21 protein-coding genes and 1 other RNA gene are annotated in these 22,054 nt (G+C 57.4%); 20 read left to right on the top strand and 2 right to left on the bottom strand.

The genetic code is table 11. The features are described 5' to 3' along the window. Positions 1-5: 5 nt before the first annotated feature. Entirely contained in the window at positions 6-404 is a 399-nt protein-coding gene (locus JJL52_RS05750) for a YraN family protein (RefSeq protein ID WP_202051449.1), read from the bottom strand. Positions 405-542: 138 nt separating this feature from the next. Here JJL52_RS05750 and rsmI point away from each other — a divergent pair, with 138 nt between their 5' ends. From rsmI to lpxC, 19 genes are all read left to right on the top strand, one after another. Further along, positions 543-1,406, top strand: a complete 864-nt coding sequence (gene rsmI, locus JJL52_RS05745) for a 16S rRNA (cytidine(1402)-2'-O)-methyltransferase (RefSeq protein ID WP_202051448.1) — start codon at positions 543-545, stop codon at positions 1,404-1,406. A 57-nt stretch (positions 1,407-1,463) separates the two neighbouring features. Continuing rightward, an RNA gene (gene rnpB / locus JJL52_RS05740) (RNase P RNA component class A) lies at positions 1,464-1,860 on the top strand. A gap of 370 nt (positions 1,861-2,230) precedes the next feature. After that, the gene (gene mraZ / locus JJL52_RS05735; RefSeq protein ID WP_202051447.1) at positions 2,231-2,698 is read left to right on the top strand and encodes a division/cell wall cluster transcriptional repressor MraZ; all 468 of its coding nucleotides are present in this window, start codon (positions 2,231-2,233) and stop codon (positions 2,696-2,698) included. 13 nt (positions 2,699-2,711) lie between these two features. Beyond that, the gene (gene rsmH / locus JJL52_RS05730; RefSeq protein WP_202051446.1) at positions 2,712-3,638 is read left to right on the top strand and encodes a 16S rRNA (cytosine(1402)-N(4))-methyltransferase RsmH; all 927 of its coding nucleotides are present in this window, start codon (positions 2,712-2,714) and stop codon (positions 3,636-3,638) included. 27 nt (positions 3,639-3,665) lie between these two features. After that, positions 3,666-3,914: a cell division protein FtsL gene (gene ftsL / locus JJL52_RS05725; RefSeq protein WP_202051614.1), complete on the top strand. Its 249-nt coding sequence runs from the start codon at positions 3,666-3,668 to the stop codon at positions 3,912-3,914. Continuing rightward, on the top strand, positions 3,911-5,749 hold the full coding sequence (locus tag JJL52_RS05720) for a peptidoglycan D,D-transpeptidase FtsI family protein (protein WP_202051445.1): 1,839 nt from the start codon (positions 3,911-3,913) through the stop codon (positions 5,747-5,749). The genes ftsL and JJL52_RS05720 overlap by 4 nt, the downstream gene beginning before the upstream one ends. Then, positions 5,736-7,202, top strand: a complete 1,467-nt coding sequence (locus tag JJL52_RS05715) for a UDP-N-acetylmuramoyl-L-alanyl-D-glutamate--2,6-diaminopimelate ligase (RefSeq protein WP_202051444.1) — start codon at positions 5,736-5,738, stop codon at positions 7,200-7,202. Before JJL52_RS05720 ends, JJL52_RS05715 begins: the two co-directional genes overlap by 14 nt. A gap of 2 nt (positions 7,203-7,204) precedes the next feature. Then, the gene (locus tag JJL52_RS05710) at positions 7,205-8,560 is read left to right on the top strand and encodes a UDP-N-acetylmuramoyl-tripeptide--D-alanyl-D-alanine ligase (RefSeq protein ID WP_202051443.1); all 1,356 of its coding nucleotides are present in this window, start codon (positions 7,205-7,207) and stop codon (positions 8,558-8,560) included. A 10-nt stretch (positions 8,561-8,570) separates the two neighbouring features. Continuing rightward, entirely contained in the window at positions 8,571-9,653 is a 1,083-nt protein-coding gene (gene mraY / locus JJL52_RS05705) for a phospho-N-acetylmuramoyl-pentapeptide-transferase (protein ID WP_202051442.1), read from the top strand. A 23-nt stretch (positions 9,654-9,676) separates the two neighbouring features. Continuing rightward, positions 9,677-11,047, top strand: a complete 1,371-nt coding sequence (gene murD / locus JJL52_RS05700; protein ID WP_202051441.1) for a UDP-N-acetylmuramoyl-L-alanine--D-glutamate ligase — start codon at positions 9,677-9,679, stop codon at positions 11,045-11,047. Continuing rightward, positions 11,044-12,219: a putative lipid II flippase FtsW gene (gene ftsW / locus JJL52_RS05695; protein ID WP_202051440.1), complete on the top strand. Its 1,176-nt coding sequence runs from the start codon at positions 11,044-11,046 to the stop codon at positions 12,217-12,219. The genes murD and ftsW overlap by 4 nt, the downstream gene beginning before the upstream one ends. After that, a complete protein-coding gene (gene murG, locus JJL52_RS05690) occupies positions 12,204-13,256 on the top strand; it encodes an undecaprenyldiphospho-muramoylpentapeptide beta-N-acetylglucosaminyltransferase (protein ID WP_202051439.1) in 1,053 nt (350 codons plus the stop codon). The genes ftsW and murG overlap by 16 nt, the downstream gene beginning before the upstream one ends. Continuing rightward, complete coding sequence (gene murC, locus JJL52_RS05685) at positions 13,256-14,695, top strand: UDP-N-acetylmuramate--L-alanine ligase (protein WP_202051438.1); 1,440 nt, start codon at positions 13,256-13,258, stop codon at positions 14,693-14,695. Before murG ends, murC begins: the two co-directional genes overlap by 1 nt. Continuing rightward, complete coding sequence (gene murB, locus JJL52_RS05680; protein ID WP_202051437.1) at positions 14,689-15,606, top strand: UDP-N-acetylmuramate dehydrogenase; 918 nt, start codon at positions 14,689-14,691, stop codon at positions 15,604-15,606. Before murC ends, murB begins: the two co-directional genes overlap by 7 nt. After that, positions 15,599-16,525 (top strand): D-alanine--D-alanine ligase, encoded by a 927-nt coding sequence (locus JJL52_RS05675; RefSeq protein WP_202051436.1) that lies wholly within the window; start codon positions 15,599-15,601, stop codon positions 16,523-16,525. The genes murB and JJL52_RS05675 overlap by 8 nt, the downstream gene beginning before the upstream one ends. Next, positions 16,522-17,337 carry a cell division protein FtsQ/DivIB gene (locus JJL52_RS05670; RefSeq protein ID WP_202051435.1) on the top strand — a complete coding sequence of 272 codons (816 nt, stop codon included), beginning with the start codon at positions 16,522-16,524 and terminating at the stop codon, positions 17,335-17,337. Before JJL52_RS05675 ends, JJL52_RS05670 begins: the two co-directional genes overlap by 4 nt. Continuing rightward, the gene (gene ftsA, locus JJL52_RS05665) at positions 17,315-18,541 is read left to right on the top strand and encodes a cell division protein FtsA (RefSeq protein ID WP_202051434.1); all 1,227 of its coding nucleotides are present in this window, start codon (positions 17,315-17,317) and stop codon (positions 18,539-18,541) included. The genes JJL52_RS05670 and ftsA overlap by 23 nt, the downstream gene beginning before the upstream one ends. A gap of 30 nt (positions 18,542-18,571) precedes the next feature. Further along, the gene (gene ftsZ / locus JJL52_RS05660; RefSeq protein ID WP_202051433.1) at positions 18,572-19,711 is read left to right on the top strand and encodes a cell division protein FtsZ; all 1,140 of its coding nucleotides are present in this window, start codon (positions 18,572-18,574) and stop codon (positions 19,709-19,711) included. A gap of 162 nt (positions 19,712-19,873) precedes the next feature. Next, entirely contained in the window at positions 19,874-20,797 is a 924-nt protein-coding gene (lpxC, locus tag JJL52_RS05655) for a UDP-3-O-acyl-N-acetylglucosamine deacetylase (protein WP_202051432.1), read from the top strand. A 12-nt stretch (positions 20,798-20,809) separates the two neighbouring features. Here lpxC and JJL52_RS05650 read toward each other — a convergent pair whose 3' ends face one another. Continuing rightward, positions 20,810-21,310 carry a DciA family protein gene (locus JJL52_RS05650; RefSeq protein WP_202051431.1) on the bottom strand — a complete coding sequence of 167 codons (501 nt, stop codon included), beginning with the start codon at positions 21,308-21,310 and terminating at the stop codon, positions 20,810-20,812. A gap of 148 nt (positions 21,311-21,458) precedes the next feature. On the opposite strand from JJL52_RS05650, the gene JJL52_RS05645 reads away from it, so the two are divergent. Next, positions 21,459-21,986, top strand: a complete 528-nt coding sequence (locus JJL52_RS05645; RefSeq protein ID WP_202051430.1) for a hypothetical protein — start codon at positions 21,459-21,461, stop codon at positions 21,984-21,986. Positions 21,987-22,054 lie beyond the last annotated feature (68 nt).

The raw sequence follows: 22,054 nt of genomic DNA, 5'->3' as shown, positions 1-22,054 counted from the left end.
TCGTTTTACGCTGAAAAAGCATGGGTTATCCAGTCGATGCCGCCGTTTCCCGTGATCGCTACCACGTCGAAGCGGACCGGGCAGTCGAGTTTTTGCTGGGTTAAATAAACCTGGGTTGCGGCTATTATACGCGATTGCTTGGTGCGGGTAATGCTTTCCGCGGCGCTTCCGTAACGGCCGGATTTGCGGAATCTGACTTCTACGATCACCAAAACTTTCCCGTCCTGCATGATCAGGTCGAGCTCGCCCTGCTTGCAGCGAAAGTTCCGGTATATCGATGTCAGCCCTTTGCCGATCAGAAATTGACGGGCTTTTTCTTCCGCCGCGTCGCCGCGCAAAAGGTGGGGTGCTTTCTCTGGGATTTTGGCTAGCAGGTTTAGCAGGTTGAATGGATCGTTCTTCATAGAGAAAAAAGATTCCTGAAGGTTGGCCGGGTTATAATTGCCTGATTTGACGGTTAACAAGCGCTTGCTCGAGGGTCGGAGGATTTTGGCATAGTTTTTCGTAACTGTCTTGCGAGCGCTTTTTGAGGCGAATGGATAATGAGCGAATGCGGCAAATTGTATGTGGTGGCGACCCCGATAGGGAACCTCGGCGATATCAGTTACCGGGCGGTGGAAACGCTCAAGCAGGTCGATCTGATCGCCGCCGAGGATACACGGCATATCAAAGCCTTGCTGCAGCATTACGGCATCAACCGGAAAGTCGTCTCGCTGCATCAGCATAATGAAGAGCGCGCCGCGGCCGATTTGCTGGAAAAACTTCGGGATGGCCTGTCGATTGCGCTGGTTTCCGATGCCGGGACGCCGCTGGTCAGCGATCCCGGTATGCCGTTGGTGCAGGCGGCTCGGGATGCCGAGATCGAGGTGTCGCCGCTGCCGGGTGCCTGTGCGCTGATTGCGGCTCTGTCCGCGGCCGGACTGCCGACCTCCCGGTTTTCTTTCGAAGGTTTCGCGCCGAGGACGTCTTCGGAAAGAAAATCTTTTTTCAAGGCAAAAGCCGATTCTCCGGACACCTGGATTTTTTACGAGTCCTGCCACCGGGTGCTGGCATCCTTGCAGGATATGAAAGAGGTATTGCCGTCGGAGCGTCGGATCGTTATCGCCCGCGAGCTGACCAAATTGCACGAAACGATTGTCAAAACGACGCTGTCCGAAGCGGCGGCGCTGGTCGAAGCCGATCGGAATATGCAGAAAGGGGAATTCGTGATCCTCGTTGAAGGTGTGCCGAAAGCGGATCGACCGGTGGCGCTGACGGTCGAACAGGAAAGAGTGCTTGGGAGTTTGCTGAAAGAATGCCCGATCAAAACCGCCGTCGCGCTGGCAGTCGAGATTACCGGGGCGCGCAAAAAAACGCTCTATCAGGCGGCCCTGAGGCTTCAGCATGGGGAGGGGCATGATGAATAAGCGGGCAATTTCCGTTCGGCGATCACTGCGAAACTATGATAGACTATACAGATTGAAAGAGTCGGCTGAGCAGTCGCTGTTTTATCGTAATGATAAGACAGAGGAAAGTCCGGGCTCCATAGGGCAGGGCGCCAGGTAACGCCTGGGAGGCGCGAGCCTACGGAAAGTGCCACAGAAAATATACCGCCCTGCACCTAAATTACCTGAAGAAATGGAGCGCTCCGTTTTTTCAGGAAATTTAGGTGCAGGGTAAGGGTGAAAAGGTGCGGTAAGAGCGCACCGCGTCTCTGGTAACAGAGGCGGCAGGGAAAACCCCGCCCGGAGCAAGATCAAATAGAGGGACAAACGCGCGGCCCGCGCGGTTCCTGGGTAGATTGCTTGAGTTGCAGGGTAACTTGCAACCTAGATGAATGGCTGTTCAAGACAGAACCCGGCTTACAGGCTGGCTCTTTCAATCCTCTTTTCTTTACCGTTTGTGATCTGTCGATCCAAACGTCAAAATTTACCTTTCTGCTTCATCGCTTTTTACCTCGGCGTTTCTTTTCTTTTCTTTCCTTCTCGGATTCTTCCCCAGGCAGGGCGTAAGCTTTGTATATTTTTAAAGTAGTTTCTCATTATTGCTAGATAAACGCCTGATACAACAAATTTTTTGTAAAGGGGTGTTTAGGGTTTTTGCCCGGGCGAATTCGGCAAGCGTAAGTCATTGTCAAAAAAGAAAGAAATTTGTTATGCAGGCTCTTGACTCTGGTTCGCTAGAATCTTATAGTGGAGTCTCAGTGGGAAAAAGTGGAAAATTTTGGTTTTTCTAGTTTCGGAGGGAGTTTTTGTTTCGGGGCATCAGTTCGCTCAATCTTGACGACAAAGGCCGTCTGGCGATTCCGACTCGCTACCGGGATGAATTGCAGGATTGTTGCGAGCGTCAGTTGGTCGTCACCGTTGCGGTCAATGAGTTATGCGTCGGCGAAGCCGGTTGTCTTTGGCTTTATCCGCTGCCCGAATGGGAAAAACTCGAACAAACTATCAGTAAATTACCGACCCTGAATAAAATGGCCGGCAAATTGCGCCGCTTTCTGATCGGTAACGCCTCGGAATGTGAAATGGATGCACAGGGCAGGCTACTGTTGCCGGAAAAACTCAGACGTTTCGCCAATATGGAAAAAAAAATCGTTCTAGTCGGACAGTTGAACAAATTCGAGATATGGAACGAAGACGCTTGGACGACGAAAGAAGCGGAATGGTTGGCCGGCGAAGATAATGACGGACTGGAAGAGCTCGGCACGTTGTCGTTTTAATTAGAGAATAGCGGTGTCGCACTTACCGGTCATGCTGGAAGAGGCGCTTGAGCAATTGGCAATCAAGCGTCATGGAATATATTTGGACTGTACGTTCGGGCGCGGCGGGCACAGCCGGGCGATATTGCAGCGCCTGAATACGGACGGACGCGTGCTGGCGATAGACCGGGACCCGGACGCGATAAAGTCCGAAGCTGCGCAGCACCTGCTGCGGGATAATCGTTTCCAGTTGTTTCACGGTTGTTTTTCGGAGCTGGCCGAGATCGTCGGGCGCGAAGGCTTGAATGGACGGATCGACGGCATCTTGCTCGATCTTGGCGTTTCTTCCCCCCAATTAGACGATCCTGAGCGCGGCTTCAGCTTTATGAAGGATGGCCCGCTGGACATGCGTATGAACAGTGCAGTAGGGCTTTCGGCTACGGATTGGCTGGCGTCGGTTTCTGAAAAAGAATTGGTTCGGGTGTTATTCGAATACGGCGAAGAGCGTTATGCGCGCCGCATTGCGAAAGCCATCGTGACCCGCCGGACTGCCGGGCCGATCAAAACGACCCGGCAGCTGGCCGAATTGGTCGCTGAGGCGGCACCGGCCACGGAGAGGCATAAGCATCCTGCAACACGCTCGTTCCAGGCGATACGGATCGAAATCAATCACGAACTGGACGAATTGCAAAAAGCGCTGCAGCAGGCTGTAGAGGTTTTGAAACCGGGAGGACGTCTGGCTGTAATCTCGTTTCATTCGCTGGAAGACCGGATTGTAAAGCGGTTTATTCGCAGCGAGTCGGGGAGCAAGCACGATCCCGGCAAATTGCCGATCAGGGAGAGCGAGATCGAAAAAGGCGTATTGAAAAAAATCGGCTCTTCGATTAAGGCCGGCAAGCAAGAGATTGAGCGGAATCCGCGTGCGCGCAGTGCGGTTTTACGAACGGCAGAGAGAATTTAGCAGGTGGCGGCATTCAAAAATTTGGCAATGGGTGCGCTGTTCGCGCTGCTGCTCGCGTCCGCCTTGGCCGCGATCTACAGCAAATACCATTCGCGTCAGGTTTTTATCGAAATCCAGAAACAGGAAAAAATTCTGGACCAATATGATGTCGAGTGGGGACAACTGCAATTGGAATTGACGACTCAGGCCGACCAGAGCAAGATCGAACTGAGCGCGCGCGAGCAACTGAAATTGGTCATGCCCGAGCGCGACAAAATTATTTATCTGAAACCATGAGAGATTTTCGCGGCAGAGCCAAATCGGGGGAAGCACCGGTCGATTGCGGCCGAAGACGGAATCTGCTCGTCCTAGCGGTAATGCTGTGCATGGCCGCGTTGGTTGTGCGTGCGATCGATCTGCAAGTATTCGACAGGCATTTTCTCCAGCAGCAAGGCAGTAAAACCTATGTAACCGATGTCGTCGTGCCGGCTTACCGCGGGATGATCCGGGACAGGAACGGTGAGCCTTTGGCGGTCAGTACGCCGATGCAGTCGGTCTGGGTCAATGCGAAGGACCATCATCAGGCCGAGCAGGATTTCGAGGACGATCTGAAGAAGCGCAAAAAAAGTCCGGAAGAAGCCGCGATTCTGCTTGAAGACTACCGCCGCAGGACCCGCGACGCGATCCGCGAGATGGAGCGTCTGCTCGATTTGCCGGCCGGAAAAGTCGCCGGCTTGCTGAACGACAATCCCAAGCGGCAATTCGCTTATGTGATTCGCCGGATCGAGCCGCCGTTGGCCGAGCGGGTAAAGAATTTAAAGATCGTTGGCGTCAATTTTGAGCGCGAGTTCAAACGTTTTTACCCGACCGGCGCGGTTTCCGCTCATGTCGTCGGCTTTACCGATCTGAACGATGGGGGCCAGGAAGGCATCGAAAAAGGTTACGAAGACGTCCTGAAAGGAGTGCCGGGACGCAAGCGGGTGATTCGCGACGGCAAGCAGCATATCATCGAGGATGTCGAAAACATCAGCGATTCGGCGCCGGGACGCGATCTTGAGCTGAGCATCGACCAGCGCATTCAATACATCGCGTATAAAGAGTTGCAGCGCGCAGTGGCCGAAAATAACGCCAAGTCCGCCTCGCTCGTGGTGCTTGATGCAAGAAACGGCGAGATTTTGGCCGCGGTCAGTTTGCCGCCTTTCAATCCGAATGCGCGTGAAGATTTGAAGGAAAGCCTTTACAGAAACCGGGCGATGACCGAGATCTTCGAGCCTGGTTCGACCGTAAAGCCGTTCGTGGTTGCTGCCGCCCTGGACGGCGGTTATGTGCGGCCGAATGAATTGTTCGTGACTCATGGCACTTTACAAGTGGGCAGGCATACGGTCAGAGACGTGCATAACTACGGCACAATGGATCTGACCCATGTGATCAAGAAATCCAGCAATGTCGCGGTTTCGCAGATGGCGCTGAAGATGCCGCCGAAATACTTGTGGGACATTTACAGCCAGCTCGGTTTCGGAGCTTCGGCGAAGGCCGGTTTTCCGGGGGAGGCTGCCGGGCGGCTCCTGCATTATTCGAAGATGAAGGATTTCGACAGGGCGACGCTGTCGTTCGGCTATGGCCTCAGCGCTTCGGTCGTGCAACTGGCGAGAGCCTACACCGCGCTGGCCGACGACGGCGTTCTGCATACGGTGAGCCTGTTGAAACGGGACGAAGACCCGAACCCGGTACGCGTGTTTTCGGCCAAAACCGTCAAAAGCGTACGTAAGATGATGGAAAGCGTGATCATGAAAGACGGCACCGCTTACGAGGCAAGGGTCGACGGCTACACGGTCGCGGGCAAGACCGGGACGGTCAAAAAATCCGACGGCCGGCACGGTTATGCCGGCGGTAAATATTTCGCGGTATTCGCGGGAATTGCTCCCGCCAGCGACCCGAAACTGATCATCACGGTCATGATCGACGAACCTTCGGCAGGCAAATATTACGGCGGACTGGTCTCGGCGCCGGTATTTTCCCGCGTCATGAGCGGCGCGTTGCGCGTGCTCGATGTCGCGCCCGACATGGAAGATACGATGCCGATCGTATTATCCCGAAAAGACGCATCGACAGACGGCCATGAGATTGACTGAGTTATGCGCCGGCCCGATCGGAGCAGTGCAGGACAGGGATATCGCCGGCTTAGCCCTCGATAGCCGGAAGCTTGCGCCGAACGAAGCGTTTATTGCGTTATCCGGCGCGAATCAGCACGGGCTGAAATATGCGCCGCAGGCGCTCGAACGCGGCGCTACCGTCGTTCTGTACGATCCGGCGGGCGGAGGTGCCGAACTGGCGGCTGAGTTGAAGGATGCGCCGCTGATGGCTGTCGAAAATTTGGACCGGAAACTGGGTGAGCTGGCCGCGCGCTTTTATGGCGACCCGTCCCGGAAAATGAAAGTGATCGGCATTACCGGCACCAACGGCAAGACTTCCTGCTCCCAATTTTTAAGCCAACTGTTGCCCGACTGCGGGGTGATAGGGACCTTGGGCTGGGGCGAATGGGGAAAGCTGAACGCCACGCTGAACACCACGCCCGATGCGCTTGCGGTGCAGCGAATGCTGGCGGAACTGCTTAAACGGGGCAAAAAATCCGTTGCGATGGAAGTTTCCTCGCACGGCCTCGAACAGGGACGGGTCAATGGCGTGCGCTTTCTGGGCGCGGTATTCACCAATATCAGCCGCGACCACCTGGATTATCACGGCACGATGGAAGCTTATGCCGAGGCGAAGTTATCCCTGCTCAAACAGCCGGGCCTGACGTTTGCGGCGGTGAATCTCGATGATGGCTACAGCGGACAAATGCTGGCGGCAGTGCCGGCCGGCGTCGAGGTGTGGGGGCATAGCCGTCGGGGAAAGTCGGCCGCAAAAGGCGAAAGCCTGCAGGCCGTCAATGTGCGCCATGAGCCGGACGGCATCGCGTTCGATGTGTGCTGGCGAACGCAGCGGGCGGCCGTGCGTACCTCGCTGATCGGGGATTTCAATATCGACAACTGTTTGAGCGTCATGGCGGCGATGCTGGCCACCGGCGAGTCGTTTGAGCAGGCAGCCATGCAACTGAAGACGCTGGTTCCGGTTCAGGGGCGCATGGAGCGGTTCGGCGGCCATCGTCAGCCGCGGGTTTTCGTCGATTACGCGCATACCTCCGACGCGCTCGACAAGGTGTTGGCCAGCGCGCGGGAGCATTGCCGGGATAATTTGTGGGTCGTGTTCGGCTGCGGCGGCAACCGGGACAAAGGCAAGCGTGCCGAGATGGGCGCCATTGCCTCGCGCTGGGCCGATCATGTGATCCTGACCGACGACAATCCGCGCGACGAAGACGGCCGTGACATCGTGAACGACATTCTGGCCGGCTGCCGAAAGGAACGGGTGCGGGTGGTCAGAGACAGAAAACAGGCGATTGAAAACGCCATTTGCGAAGCGGACGCAAACGATTGGGTGATCATTGCCGGCAAAGGGCATGAAGATTATCAGGAAATAGCCGGCAGGCGCTATCCGTTCAGCGATGCCGAAACGGTGCAAAGAGCATTGGAAATGAGAGTAAGGTGAACATGCGGTTGAGTGAATGCGCACAGCGGCTGAACGGCGAATTGAGCGGAGACGATCGGGTCTTCGGATCGGCCAGCATCGATACCCGCACCCTGCAGCCGGGCGATCTGTACATCGCGATTGCGGGCGAGCGCTTCGACGGCAATGAGTTCGTCGCTCAGGCGGCGCAAAGCGGAGCGGTCGCCGCTGTCGTGCGCCAGGGCGTCAAGGCGGATATTCCGACGATCGAAGTCGCGGATACCCGTCTGGCCTTGGCCGAACTGGGAGGCGTCTGGCGCAGCCGGGCGAACGCCAAGGTCGTCGGCGTAACCGGCAGCAACGGCAAGACCACTGTGAAGGAAATGGTCGCGGCGGTGCTCGGTACAGGCGGCGAGGTGCTCTATACGAAGGGCAATTTGAACAATGATATCGGCGTACCGTTGACGCTCCTGCGTCTTGCCGAACGGCATCGTTACGCAGTAATCGAGATGGGAGCCAACCATCCGGGCGAGATCGCCTATACCGCGGCCTATGCCAAACCTGACGTGGCGATCATCACGAATGCAGGACCTGCGCATATCGAAGGTTTCGGCAGCGTCGAAGGCGTGGCACGGGCGAAAGGCGAACTGTTCGCGGCGCTGAGGCCGGACGGGGTGGCGATCATCAACCGGGACGACGCATTTTTCGGTTATTGGCAATCCGTGGCAAGCCCGCGCCGAATCCTGTCTTTCGGCTTGAGCGACGGCAGCGAGGTGAGCGCTTCGGACATTAAAACCGAAATTATCGAGGGTCGATTCGCGACCGGTTTTACATTATCCGCCCCGGCCGGCCAAATCCGCTGCCGCTTGCAATTGGCCGGCAGGCACAATGTGCTGAATGCGCTCGCGGCCGCGGCAGCCGGACTGGCGCTCGGGCTGAATCCGGAGCAGATCGCGCAAGGCCTGCAATCGGTCAAGCCGGTTACCGGCAGGCTTCAGCCTTGGGTCGGCCGCAAAGGCAATATTGTGATTGACGATACCTATAACGCGAACGCCGGCTCGCTGAAGGCCGGGCTGGACGTGCTGGCCGGCATCGGGAAAAAGCCCTGGCTGGTGCTGGGCGCATTTGCCGAACTGGGGCCCGAAAGTTTGAATATGCACCGGGACATGGGGACGTTGATCAAGTCGAGTGGCGTTGTGCGCCTGTTAGCCACGGGCTCCGATGCCGGGGCCGCGGTTGAAGCCTTCGGCAAAGGAGCCTCTTTTTATGAAACTCAAGAGGCGTTGATTGCGGCGCTGGAGAGCGAATTGACGGGAGACGAAACGGTCCTGATCAAGGGATCGAGAATGCGCCGAATGGAAAATGTTGCGGCGGCGCTGGTCGAAAATTTTAGAGCGTAAAAAACCAAGAATGCTACTGTATTTTGCAGATTTTTTAATGTCGTTTGATAGTGCCTTTCGGGTCTTTCATTACCTGACTTTCCGAGCGATTTTGGGAGTATTGACCTCCCTGGCCATTTCTTTGCTGTTCGGGCCGGCGATGATCCGGAAGCTGACCAACAAGAATATCGGCCAAAGCATTCGCGAACTGGGTCCTCAGTCGCATTACGAAAAAAAAGGCACGCCGACGATGGGCGGCACGATGATTCTGGTGGCGGTCGCGGTCAGCACGCTGTTGTGGGCCGATCTTAAAAACCATTATGTCTGGACGATCCTGTTGGTCACGCTCGGTTACGGGATTATCGGATTTATCGATGATTACCGGAAAGTGATCAAGCGGAACAGCGACGGCCTGTCCGCCAAAGCCAAATATTTCTGGCAATCGGTGATCGGTCTCGTTGCGGCCGTGTTTTTATACAAAACCGCGGCTTTGCCTGCCGAAACCCAGTTTTTCGTGCCGTTTTTCAAGGATGTCGTGTTTAACATGGGCTGGCTGTATGTCGTGTTGACCTATTTCGTGATCGTCGGCAGCAGCAATGCGGTGAATCTGACCGACGGGCTGGATGGCCTGGCGATCATGCCGACCGTGATGGTGGCCGGGGGACTGGGCATTTTCGCCTACCTCTCCGGGCATAACGAATTTGCCAATTATCTGGCGATTCCGTTTTTGCCCCATTCCGGCGAACTGATCGTGTTCTGTTCGGCGCTGATCGGGGCCGGGCTCGGCTTTCTCTGGTTCAATGCTTACCCTGCGATGGTGTTCATGGGCGATGTCGGCGCGCTCTCGCTCGGCGCGGCGCTCGGCCTTCTGGCGGTACTGGTGCGTCAGGAGGTCGTTCTGGTGATCATGGGCGGCGTTTTCGTGATGGAAACCCTGTCGGTGATCATTCAGGTGGCCTCGTTCAAGATGACCGGCAAGCGGGTGTTCAAAATGGCGCCGATTCATCATCACTTCGAATTGAAAGGCTGGCCCGAACCGCGCGTAATTGTGCGTTTCTGGATCATTACGGTGATCCTGGTGCTGATCGGTCTTGCGACCCTGAAGCTGCGTTGAAGCATGTGATAGTGAGGTGAAACATGGAAAACGCTGCCATGATAAAAAAGCTGATTTCCCGTTTCGCGCTGGATCCCCGGCGCGCAAAGGTGCTGGTTGTCGGTCTGGGCGTGACCGGCTTGTCGGTTGCGAAATATTTGTCGAAGCTGGGCTTCAATTTTGCCGCCGTCGACAGCCGGGACAATCCGCCGTCATTGAAAGAATTTACCGGGCAGATGCCGGATGTGCCGGTCTTTACCGGCAAATTCAGCGAAGAAGCTTTCCAGGTTGCGACGCATCTGGTGGTCAGCCCCGGCGTGGCGCTGACCGAGCCGGCAATCGCCCAGGCGATCGCGAACGGGTCTGTGCTCGTGAGCGATATCGATCTGTTTGCCTGTTCGACCAACGCGCCGATTGTTGCGATTACCGGTTCGAACGGAAAGAGCACGGTCACCACGATGCTCGGAGAGATGGCCAAGATTTCGGGCAAGCTGGTCGGCGTCGGCGGCAATCTGGGTACGGCGGCGCTGGAGCTGCTCGACACGCCGGCGGATTTGTTCGTGCTGGAACTGTCCAGTTTCCAGCTGGAAAGGACAACCGTTCTGAATGCGGCCGCCGCGACCGTGCTGAATATTTTGGCCGATCACCTGGACCGGCACCGTGATGTGGAAGAGTATGCCGCGGCGAAACAGCGTATTTTCGACGGCAACGGGGTCATGGTGATCAACGCCGATGATCCGCGGGTAAATGCGATGCGGCGCAAAGGCCGGCGGACTTATGCGTATTCGATTAAGGAAGCCGCCGATTTTGCCCTCGCAAAAATCAAAGGCGTCGAATGCCTGGTCTACGGCGGCAAGAAACTGATGGCGCTTTCCGAATTGCCGTTGGAAGGCCGCCATAATGCTGCCAATGCCCTGGCCGCACTCGCGTTGGGGACTGCCGTCGGGCTGAACCCCGAAGCGATGTGCGATGCGCTCAGACGTTTCAAAGGGCTGCCGCACCGGATGCAGCGGGTCGCGAAAATCGACGAGGTGACCTGGATCAACGATTCGAAGGCGACCAATGTCGGTGCCTGTGTCGCGGCGCTGCAGGGTTATGAACGCAAGGTGGTCCTGCTGGCAGGGGGCGATGCGAAAGGCGCCGACATGCGCGAGTTGCTTCCGGCCGTGCAGGAAAAAGTCAAAAGCATCGTGCTGATGGGCAAGGATGCGGATCTGATCGAACAGGCGCTGGACGGCTGTGTGCCGGTCCTGCGCGCAGAGAACATGCGCGAAGCGGTGCGGCTTGCCGCCGGCCAGGCCCAGCGGGGCGATACCGTGCTGCTGTCGCCGGCCTGCGCGAGCCTCGATCAATACAAAAATTACCAGGAACGCGGGGACATATTCGCCAAAGCCGTCCTGGAACTGAAAGCATGAGCAGCGAGCGCCGCCCTTCTCCGGTCAAGCGCTGGCATTTCGATTCGATGCTGTTGATTGCGTCCGCCAGCCTGTTGTTGATCGGCTTTGTGATGGTGACGTCGTCTTCTCTGCATCTGGGCGTCAAACAGGGCGAAACCTCGCTGCATTATCCGCTTCGCCAGCTGGCGCATATCCTGCTGGGGTTTGGAATGGGCTGGGCGATCATGAAAGTGCCGGTCGCCAGTTGGGAAAAAATCGGCCCGGCCCTCTTGGGCGTCGGGATGATCCTGCTGACGATCGTGCTGATTCCGGGGCTGGGCGTGAAAGTCAAGGGCAGCACCCGCTGGTTGACGATTGCCGGGCTCAGAATCCAGGTCTCCGAAGCAGTCAAGTTTTTCTCGGTCATCTACATGGCAGGCTACGTGAACCGCCGCCAGGCAAAACTTCGATCGTCGGCGATGGGGTTGGTCGCTCCGCTGGGCTTGTTCGCCGTCGTTGCGTTATTGCTCCTGATGGAGCCTGACCTCGGTTCGGCGGTGGTCATTCTGCTGATCGTGATCGGGATGCTGTTTCTGGCCGGAGCGCGCCTGTCGATTCTGTTTCCGCTGGGTCTCGTCGGTGTGGTGGCGTTCGCGTTGCTGGTTTATTTCGAACCTTACCGAATGAAGCGGATCACCGGTTTTCTCGATCCGTGGGCCGATCCGCTCGGCACCGGTTTCCAGCTGGTGCAGGCGCTGATTTCGTTCGGGCGCGGCGAGTGGCTCGGCGTCGGCCTGGGCAGCGGCATCCAGAAACTGTTTTATTTGCCCGAGGCGCATACCGATTTCCTGTTTTCGGTGATCGCGGAAGAACTCGGCCTGATCGGCGTGGTGACGGTGATCGGACTGTTCGCGCTGTTCTTTTGGCGTACGTTCGAAATTGCGGCCGCGGCCGAAAAAGCGGGGCAGCTGTTTGCTGCGTTCATTGCCTATGGGCTGGGATTATGGTTCGGCTTCCAGGCCTTCGTGAACATGGGGGTGAACATGGGCATTCTGCCGACGAAAGGTTTGACGTTGCCGCTGATGAGTTACGGCGGCGGCAGTATGATCGTGATGTGTGCGGCGGTTGCGTTATTGTTTCGGGTCCATACCGAGATCGCGGAACTGCACGCCAGCACGCCAAAAGGAAAATCGAAATGGCAAAACGCATAGTCATCATGGCCGGCGGCACCGGCGGTCATGTGTTCCCGGCCCTTGCGGTTGCGGAATCGTTATTGGAAAAAGGCTGGGAAGTCAGCTGGCTCGGAACGAGGAACGGTTTGGAAGCGCGGGTGGTGCCTGAGCACGACATCGCGATCGATTGGCTGTCGGTCGCCGGCGTCCGGGGCAAAGGCATGCTGTCGAAAGCGACTGCGGTGTTCAAACTGTTGAAAGCCTGTTTGCAGGCGGCCTCCTTGCTGAGAAAGCGAAAACCGGATGTCGTGCTGGGGATGGGCGGCTTTGTGGCCGGCCCCGGCGGACTGATGGCCAGAATGCTGGGGATACCGCTGATCATTCACGAACAGAACCGGGTGCCCGGCACCACGAACCGCTGGCTGGCACGTCTGGCGAGCCGGGTGTTGGAGGCGTTCCCGGACAGTTTCGACAAGAAACGTCAGGCCATATGCACCGGCAATCCGCTGCGGAAAAAATTTTTGCTGGCGTCTGAAATGCAGCATGCCAAGCCCGAGCAGGATTTGAAACTCTTGATCGTCGGCGGCAGCCAGGGGGCGCAGCGGCTGAACGAGATCGTGCCGGAAGCGATGGGCCGTTTGAGCGGCATTCATGTGATTCATCAAACCGGCCCGGCGATGCAGGAGCAGGTGGCGGCGCGCTACCGGGAGCTCGGCGTCAATGCGGAAGCGAGGGCGTTTATCCAGGACATGGCGGAGGCATATGAGTGGGCGGATCTGGCGATTTGCCGGGCCGGCGCAATGACGGTCAGCGAACTGGCCGCCATCGGGTGTCCCGCCATTTTAGTGCCTCTGCCCTGGGCGATCGACGACCACCAGGTCGCGAATGCGCACTATCTGGCCGATGCCGGCGCGGGCCTCATTTTATTGCAGAAAGATTTGACGCCGGAATCCTTGGCGGAAGCTGTGGCGGATGTACGCAATCGCCTGCCGGTGATGGCGGCGGCGGCGAAACAATGCGCGCGGCTGGATGCGACCGAGACGGTCGCCCATTACTGTATTGCCGAGGCAAACTGATGAACATACCGAATATCAATGGGCCGGCGGCGGTTCTCTGCAATATTAAGCGGATTCATTTCGTCGGGATCGGCGGCACCGGCATGAGCGGAATTGCCGAAGTTCTGTTGAACCTGGGCTACGAGGTTTCCGGCTCGGACATCAAGGAAAGCTCGGTCACCCAGCGGCTTGTCGCGCTGGGTGTGAATGTTACCATCGGGCACCGGCGTGAGAATGTCGCTGAGGTCGATGTTGTGGTTGTTTCGAGCGCGGTCGACAGGACGAACGAGGAAGTCGATCAGGCATATCTGGAGCGGATTCCGGTGATTCCGCGCGCGGAGATGCTGGCCGAACTGATGCGTTTCCGCTTCGGGATCGCGGTGGCCGGCACGCACGGCAAGACGACCACGACCAGCCTGGTCGCGAGTATGCTGGCCGAAGGCGGCCTCGACCCGACTTTCGTGATCGGCGGCCGTTTGAACAGCGCCGGCACGAACGCGAAATTGGGCCTGGGCAATTACCTGGTCGCCGAGGCCGATGAAAGCGATGCTTCTTTCCTGTACTTGCAGCCGATGATGGCGATCGTGACCAATATCGATCAGGACCACATGGCGACCTATCAGGGCAGCTACCAGCGGCTGAAGGATACTTTCATCGAATTCCTGCACCATTTGCCGTTCTACGGCATGGCGGTGTTGTGCATGGACGACGAAGGCGTGCGCGAAATTCTGCCGTCGATTTCGAAGCCGGTCACGACTTACGGCGTGCATGAAGAAGCGGACGTGCGCGCGGTGAATATCGTTCAGCAAGGTATGCATACGGCTTTTACCGTGCTCCGGCGCGGGGATTTTCCGCCGCTCGAAGTCACTTTGAATCTGCCCGGCTGGCATAATATGCTCAATTCGCTGGCCGCGATCGGCATCGCGACCCGCCTGGGCGTGGACGATCAGGCGATCGTCGCCAGCTTGCGCGCGTTCAAGGGCGTCGGCCGGCGCTTCCAGATGATGGGCGATATCGAACTGCCGGAGGGCAAGCTGACTCTGGTCGACGATTATGGGCACCATCCGCGCGAAATCGCCGCGACGCTCGAAGCGCTGCGCCAGGCTTGGCCGGAGCGCCGTTCGGTGCTGGTCTTCCAGCCGCACCGTTATACCCGGACGCGGGATCTGTTCGAAGATTTCGTGCATGTGCTGTCGACGGTCGACGTGCTGGTCCTGCTGGATGTGTATGCGGCCGGCGAAGCCCCGATTCACGGCGCGGACGGCCGGGCGCTGAGCCGGGCGATACGGAACCGGGGCAAGGTCGATCCGATATTCGTCGAGAACTGGGAAGAATTGCCGGAAGTGCTGTCGAGTATCGTGAAGCCGGACGATGTGATCATGACGATGGGCGCAGGCAATGTCGGCCAGATTGCAACGCAGTTGCCGGTCATGCTGCAGGATGCGCTGGCCGCATGCTGAATCCGGTAATCGAGAGCATGAAAGGCCGCCTGCTCGAAAACGAGCCGCTCGCCAAACATACGAGCTGGCGCGTGGGCGGTCCCGCCGAACGGATGTACATCCCTTTCGACCGGCAGGATCTGATCGATTTCATCCGGCATTTGCCGCCCGAAGAGCCGGTGTTCTGGATCGGTCTCGGCAGTAACCTGCTGGTCCGGGACGGAGGCATCCGAGGCACCGTGATCAATACCAAGGGCCGCTTGAAGGCAATGGAGCGCCTGGCCGACGGAACGGTGTATGTCGAAGCCGGCGTGCCGTGCGCGCACGTGGCGCGCTTTTGCGGGGAGCAGGGACTGTGCGGCGCCGAGTTTTTGGCCGGTATTCCGGGAACGATGGGCGGCGCATTAAGAATGAATGCGGGGGCTTTCGGCGGCGAAACCTGGGAGATCGTGCAAAGCGTCGAGATGCTGTCCGCGGACGGGGAAATTTACGTGCGGGGAAAAGAGGAATTCCGGATCGGCTACCGGTCGGTGAAGGGATTCGATATCGGGAAAGAATGGTTTATCTCGGCACTTTTGCGATTACCCGAGGGCGATACCGAAGCCAGCCAGCAAAAAATCAGGGAACTGCTGGACCGGCGCGGCAGAACGCAGCCGACCAACCAGCCGAGCTGCGGTTCGGTGTTCAAGAATCCGCCGGACGACCATGCTGCGAGACTGATCGAGCAGTCCGGTTTGAAAGGTTATGCGATCGGCGGCGCCTGTGTTTCCGAAAAGCATGCGAATTTTATCGTGAACCTGGGCAATGCGAAGGCGGCCGATATCGAGGCGCTGATCGTCCATATCCGGCAAACCGTCAAGAACAATTATGGTATCGACCTGCAGACCGAGGTCTGCATGGTCGGCGAAACGAGTGAGGCATTGAGTGCATAACAATCCGGAACAATTTGGGCGGGTCGCCGTGTTAATGGGGGGAACCGCCGCGGAACGCCCGGTTTCGCTGAGAAGCGGCGCGGCGGTTTACGAAGCATTGAAACGCAAGGGCGTCGACGCGGTGGCGATCGATGTAACCGGAAGTCCCGTCGAGGCTTTGCAAGGCATCGCCGTCGACCGGGTCTTCAACATCATTCACGGCCGCGGCGGTGAGGACGGCGTGCTGCAGGGCGTTCTCGAAGCGATGCGGATCCCTTATACGGGCAGCGGTGTGCTGGCGTCGGCGCTGAGCATGGATAAGCTGCGCACGAAGCTGTGCTGGCGCGGATATGGATTGCCTACGCCGCCCTGGACCTTGCTGAAGGGCGAAAGCGATGTCGATTGCTGTATCGAACAACTGGGTTTTCCGGTGATCGTAAAGCCGGCGCAGGAGGGCTCCAGTATCGGCATGAGCAAGGCGCATAACCGCGAAGAGTTGATCGCGGCTTATCGGCTGGCCGCTTCGTATAAATGCGATGTTTATGCGGAAGCTTGGGTAACAGGACAGGAATACACGGTCGGCATTCTGAACGGCGAAGCGCTGCCGGTGATTCGCCTGGAAACGCCGCACACGTTTTACGATTACGAAGCCAAATATCACGCGAACACAACCAAATACCATTGCCCTTGCGGCCTCAATGAAACCGAGGAAAACGCATTGCAGGCGCTTGCGGTCAGCGCCGGCCAAGTGCTGGGCGTAAAAGGATGGGCGCGGGCCGACGTGTTTGTCGATCATGCCGGGCAGGCGCAACTGATCGAGATCAATACGGTGCCGGGCATGACCGATCACAGCCTGGTGCCGATGGCCGCGCGGCAGGCCGGTATGGATTTTGACGAATTGGTGTGGCGGATTTTGGCGACCAGCTACGGTAACGAATGAATGCAAGCTGGAAAATCCTCGCCGCGTTGGGGGTGATCGGCGTCCTGTTCTGGCGATTGGGTTACGGCATCAAGGCCTACGGCTCGCAGATGACGCCGGTCAAATATGTCAGAACCGGCGGCGTTTTCCAATACCTGACCAAGGACGAAATTAAAAATACCCTGTTGCCGCTGGTGCAGGGGGGATTTTTGGCGGCCGACATGCAGGCGGTGCATGAGGCGGTCGCGAAACTGCCCTGGGTGGACAATGTGGAAGTCAAGCGGGTCTGGCCGGATGCGATCGACATCCGGATCGGCGAGAAAACCGCTTTTGCGCGCTGGAGCGAAAACAGTCTGATTACCGGACAAGGGGTGATCTTTTCGCCGCGCAATGTCGACCAGTTTCTGATGTTGCCGAAGGTATCGGGGCCGCAGCGCCAGGAACAAAAAGTGCTGGAAATCATGAAAGGCGTTACGACCGCGCTGGAAGACCAGGCGCTGATATTGACCGAATTTGCGATCAACGACCGGGGGGCGTGGCGGATTAAACTGGCGAACGGAATGGAAATTCTGCTGGGACGGGAAGACCAGTTGAAAAAATTGCAGCGCTTTCTAAGAACGTTGCCGATTCTGGGACCGGAGCAGACGGATGCCATCGCGATCGCGGATCTGCGCTATCCGAACGGTTATGCGGTGACGTGGCGACCCGATGCGCCCGAGATCGACTGGAGCAAACTGGCGGAGCCGAAGCCGGAGGGCGATCAGGCTACGGGTGATAAAACTACGAATAAAGCGACACAGAACAGGAAAAATGGCAAAAAAAACAGAGCGTAATTTAATCGTGGGTCTGGACATCGGCACTACCAAAGTCGCTGCCATTGTCGGAGAGATCACCAGCGAAGGCAATATCGAGGTGATCGGCGTCGGCCAGACCGCATCGCGGGGGCTGAAAAAAGGCGTCGTGGTAAACCTGGAGTCGACCGTCATTTCGATCCAGCGCGCGATCGAAGAAGCGGAACTGATGGCCGGCTGCCAGATCAAGTCGGTGTTTGCGGGAATCGCCGGCAGCCATATAAAAAGCTTGAATTCGCATGGGATCGTCGCGATCCGGGACAAGGAGGTCACCCAGTATGACATCGACCGGGTAATCGATTCGGCGCGTGCCGTCGCGATTCCTGCCGACCAGAAAATCCTGCACATTTTGCCTCAGGAGTTCCTGATCGACCAGCAGGAAGGTATCAAGGAAGCGATCGGGATGTCCGGGATTCGCCTGGAAGCGAAAGTGCACATGGTAACCAGCAGCGTCAGCGCCCAGCAGAACATCATCAAGTGCATTCGCCGCTGCGGGCTTGAGGTCGACGATATCGTACTCGAACAGTTGGCTTCGTGTAATGCGGTGCTGACCGAGGACGAAAAGGAACTGGGCGTCTGCCTGATCGATATCGGCGGCGGAACTACCGATATTGCGGTATTCGTTGACGGTGCGATCAAGCATACCGCGGTGATACCGATTGCCGGAGACCAGGTGACGAACGACATCGCAGTCGCGCTGAGGACGCCCACCGTAAACGCGGAAGAGATCAAGCGCAAATACGCCTGCGCCTTGACTCAGCTCGCCAATGTGGAAGGCACGATCGACGTGCCGAGCATCGGCGACCGCGCGCCGCGCAAGATTTCGATGCAGAATCTCGCGGAAATTATCGAGCCGCGGTACGAAGAATTGCTGATGCTGGTGCAGTCGGAACTCCGGCGCAGCGGATACGAAGAATTGATTGCGGCCGGCATCGTGTTGACCGGCGGCAGTTCGAAGGTTACGGGATTGATCGAACTGGCGGAGGAGATCTTTCACATGCCGGTGAGGATGGGAATCCCGCAAAACGTCATGGGCTTGCCGGAGGTGGTTAAAAATCCGATTTATTCGACCGGCATTGGGTTGTTGATTTACGGGAAGGAACACCAGAGTTACGGAAGACACATCGAAAATGAGGGCGTGGGCTGGTGGGCGAAAATAAAGAATTGGTTTCAAGGTAATTTTTAACTTAATGAAGACGAATTGTAGGGGTGGTTTATGAAGTACGAGTTAATCGATACATGCACCGAGTCGGCGGTGATTAAGGTCATCGGGGTCGGAGGCGGCGGAGGTAATGCGGTCGCGCAAATGGTGAGCAGCCATATCGAGGGCGTCGAGTTTATTTGCGCGAATACCGACGCGCAGGCGCTCAGAAAGTTGAATATGGGCACGATTATCCAGCTGGGCGTCGAACTGACCAAAGGGCTGGGCGCCGGCACGAACCCCGAAGTCGGCCGTCTGGCCGCCGAAGAAAACCGCGACCGCATCAAAGAAGTACTGGAGGGTGCGGACATGGTGTTCCTGACCGCCGGCATGGGCGGCGGCACCGGTACCGGCGCGATTCCGGTCATTGCATCTCTGGCGCGCGAGATGGGCATTCTGACCGTGGCGGTGGTTACCAAGCCGTTCCTGTTCGAAGGCAAAAAGAAACAGGCAATTGCGGAGCAAGGCATCGCAGAGCTTGAAAAATATGTCGATTCCCTGATCACAATCCCGAATCAGAAATTGCTGCCGGTACTGGGTCATAACGTTTCTCTGATCGATGCGTTCAAGGCGGCGAACCATGTATTGCTCGATGCGGTACAAGGTATTACCGAACTGATCGTCCATCCGGGCATGATCAACGTCGACTTTGCCGACGTACGCACCGTGATGAAGGGGATGGGGGCTGCCATTATGGGCACCGGTTCCGCGACCGGCGATCAGCGCGCCCGCGAAGCGGCCGAAAAAGCGATTGCCTGCCCGTTGCTCGAGGACATCAATCTCCAGGGCGCGAAAGGTATTTTGGTCAATATTACCGCAGCCGACATGGGCATTGCCGAATTTAATGAAGTCGGGCAAATTGTGCATGAATTCGCTTCCGAAGATGCAATCATCAAGATCGGTACCGCGATCGACCCGAGCATTGGGGACGAGCTGAAGGTGACGGTCGTCGCAACCGGTATGGGATCGCGGCAGCCGGCCAAGGCGCCGGTCAAACTGATGCAGCGGGCGGCCGTCGGCGAAGCCAGTTACAACGAATTCGATAAACCGACCGTGATGCGCAACAAACCGGAAGGCCGCGAGTCCCGTTTCAGCAAAGAAACCAATCTGGAGCTTCTGGATATTCCGGCATTCTTGCGGCGTCAGGCCGACTGATCGGCCGCCATCGCGTAGGCCGGGCGAGTCAAACAGCCCGGCGCTACGGCATTTTATCGGACTATCTTAGCGCTAGTCCAAGGCGGAGCCTGCGGTTCCTGATTTTGCGGACCGAACATGATAGAATGGACTGTTCCCTGCTTTAAATTCTACAGATCATTTATGATTAAACAGCGCACTTTGAAAAATTCGATCAGAGCCACCGGCGTCGGTCTTCATACCGGAGCGAAGGTCTATTTGACCCTGCATCCGGCCGAGCCGAACACCGGCATCCGCTTTCGCCGGGTGGATCTGGATCAGCCGGTCACGATTCAAGCTTCGCCGAGCAATGTCGGAGAGACCGTGCTGTCGACTACGCTGGTGGCCGGCACCGTTAAAATATCGACGATCGAGCACCTTTTGTCGGCTTTCGCGGGGCTCGGCATCGATAACGCGCTGATCGATGTCAGCGCATCCGAAGTGCCGATTATGGACGGCAGCGCCGGGCCGTTCGTGTTTCTGCTGCAGTCGGCCGGTATTCAGGAACAGGACGTGCCGAAGCAGTATATCCGGATCAAAAAGAGCGTTCGGGTCGAAGACGGCGATAAATGGGCCGCTTTCGATCCGTTCGACGGCTTCAAAGTGACTTTTACAATCGATTTCGAACATCCGGCCTTCGCGGAACATCTCAGAACCGCGACGATGGACTTTTCTTCGACCACCTTCGTCAAGGAAGTCAGCCGCGCCAGAACCTTCGGTTTCATGAAAGACATCGACATGCTGCGGCGCAACAATCTGGCGCTGGGCGGCAGCCTGGACAATGCGATTGTCGTCGACGACGCGAAAATTTTGAATGAAGACGGTCTCCGTTATGCGGACGAATTCGTCAAGCACAAGATCCTCGATGCAATCGGGGATTTATATCTGCTCGGACACAGCCTGATCGGAACGTTCACCGGTTATAAATCCGGCCACGGCCTGAACAACCAGCTCCTCCGGACTTTGCTGGAAGACAAGGATGCCTGGGAAATGGTCACGTTCGAAAACGAGAGCGAGGCGCCGATTTCCTTCATGCGTTCCGCCGAAGCGCCCCGGCCGGCAGCCTGATTTTTCCCCTTTTTATTCGTCTGCCAGTTTCGCAAGCGTTGCGCTGAGCCGCTGCAGCGCTTGCCTTAATTGGCTGTCTCCCATAGTTTTCGCCTGATCACTGAGCATTGCAATTTTTTCGGAGGAAGGCAGACTCGCCTTTCTGCGAGGTTGCGGATGTTCGCTGATTTGATCGGCTAAAATGCGAATTTGCAGTTTATCGATCGTTCCCCCATGCGCATCGCGGGCGGATTGTAAAATTTCCTCCTTTAGAAAGCGCAGCTGCGAAGCCCAAGCTGCCGAATCGGTATAAAGCAGCAGCTTTTTCTCATTAACCACGCAATGCAGAACATGATCAGTCACGGGGGGCGGAAGCCTGCTGCGGATTGCAAGCAGCAGAGACTGCTGCTTGGCCAGCCGGATCTGAAATACATCCAGTGCGCGGTTTTGAAAAGAGTGAGCTAGTTTAAAAGCCATCGGTCGGAAGTGTGGGCGAAGCGGGGCCAATTTTTGTTGGCGAATGCGAGCTCCCATGATAGAAGAGCGGCTGGGTTCCGGTCAATAGCAGGTCGGCCGGGAAGCTCAGGCACGGCCACTGAGGAACCCGCTCCTCCTATATTTATCTAATTATACATTTTATCCCGACATGAAAACCGATAGTCCGCTAATGGGGGGAGTTTCAATGAATGCAATAAGATCGATCTCTTTGCCGGTTCTGTCAGCGCTGGCGGCCGCCGGCTGCGCAACTTTGCCGACAGGACCCAGCGTATTGGTGCTGCCGGGCATAAACAAGACATTCGAGCAGTTTCGCGCCGATGATATGCAATGCCGGCAATATGCTTATGCGCAAACCGGCGGCATAACGCCGGGGCAGACCGCAACACGCAGCGGTGTCGGAACGGCGGTGGCCGGTTCGGCGGTCGGCGCCGCGGCAGGCGCGGCGCTGGGTGGGGGCGAAGGTGCGGCGATCGGCGCAGGAACGGGTTTGCTGGCCGGTTCGGTCGCCGGTTCAGGGACAGCCAGCGCGGCTGGCTATGAGGCTCAGCAACGGTACGACATGAGCTATATCCAGTGCATGTATGCTTCCGGCAACCGGGTGCCGGTCAGCGGCAACTTCATCGATGAATACCCTGATGATCGGCCGGCGGAAAGCGGCGCACTTTATCCGCCTCCGCCCGGAACCCAGGCGCCGGCATCGCCGCCCCGATGAAATTCGGCCGCATAGGCCCATCCCAGGCAGGCAACGAATTGTCCAATCGGATTAGATTGAGGAAAAGT

The sequence above is a fragment of the Candidatus Methylomicrobium oryzae genome (genome assembly GCF_016745425.1).
Classification (GTDB): Bacteria; Pseudomonadota; Gammaproteobacteria; order Methylococcales; family Methylomonadaceae; genus Methylomicrobium; species Methylomicrobium oryzae.
This window is presented reverse-complemented; position numbering and strand designations above follow the sequence as displayed.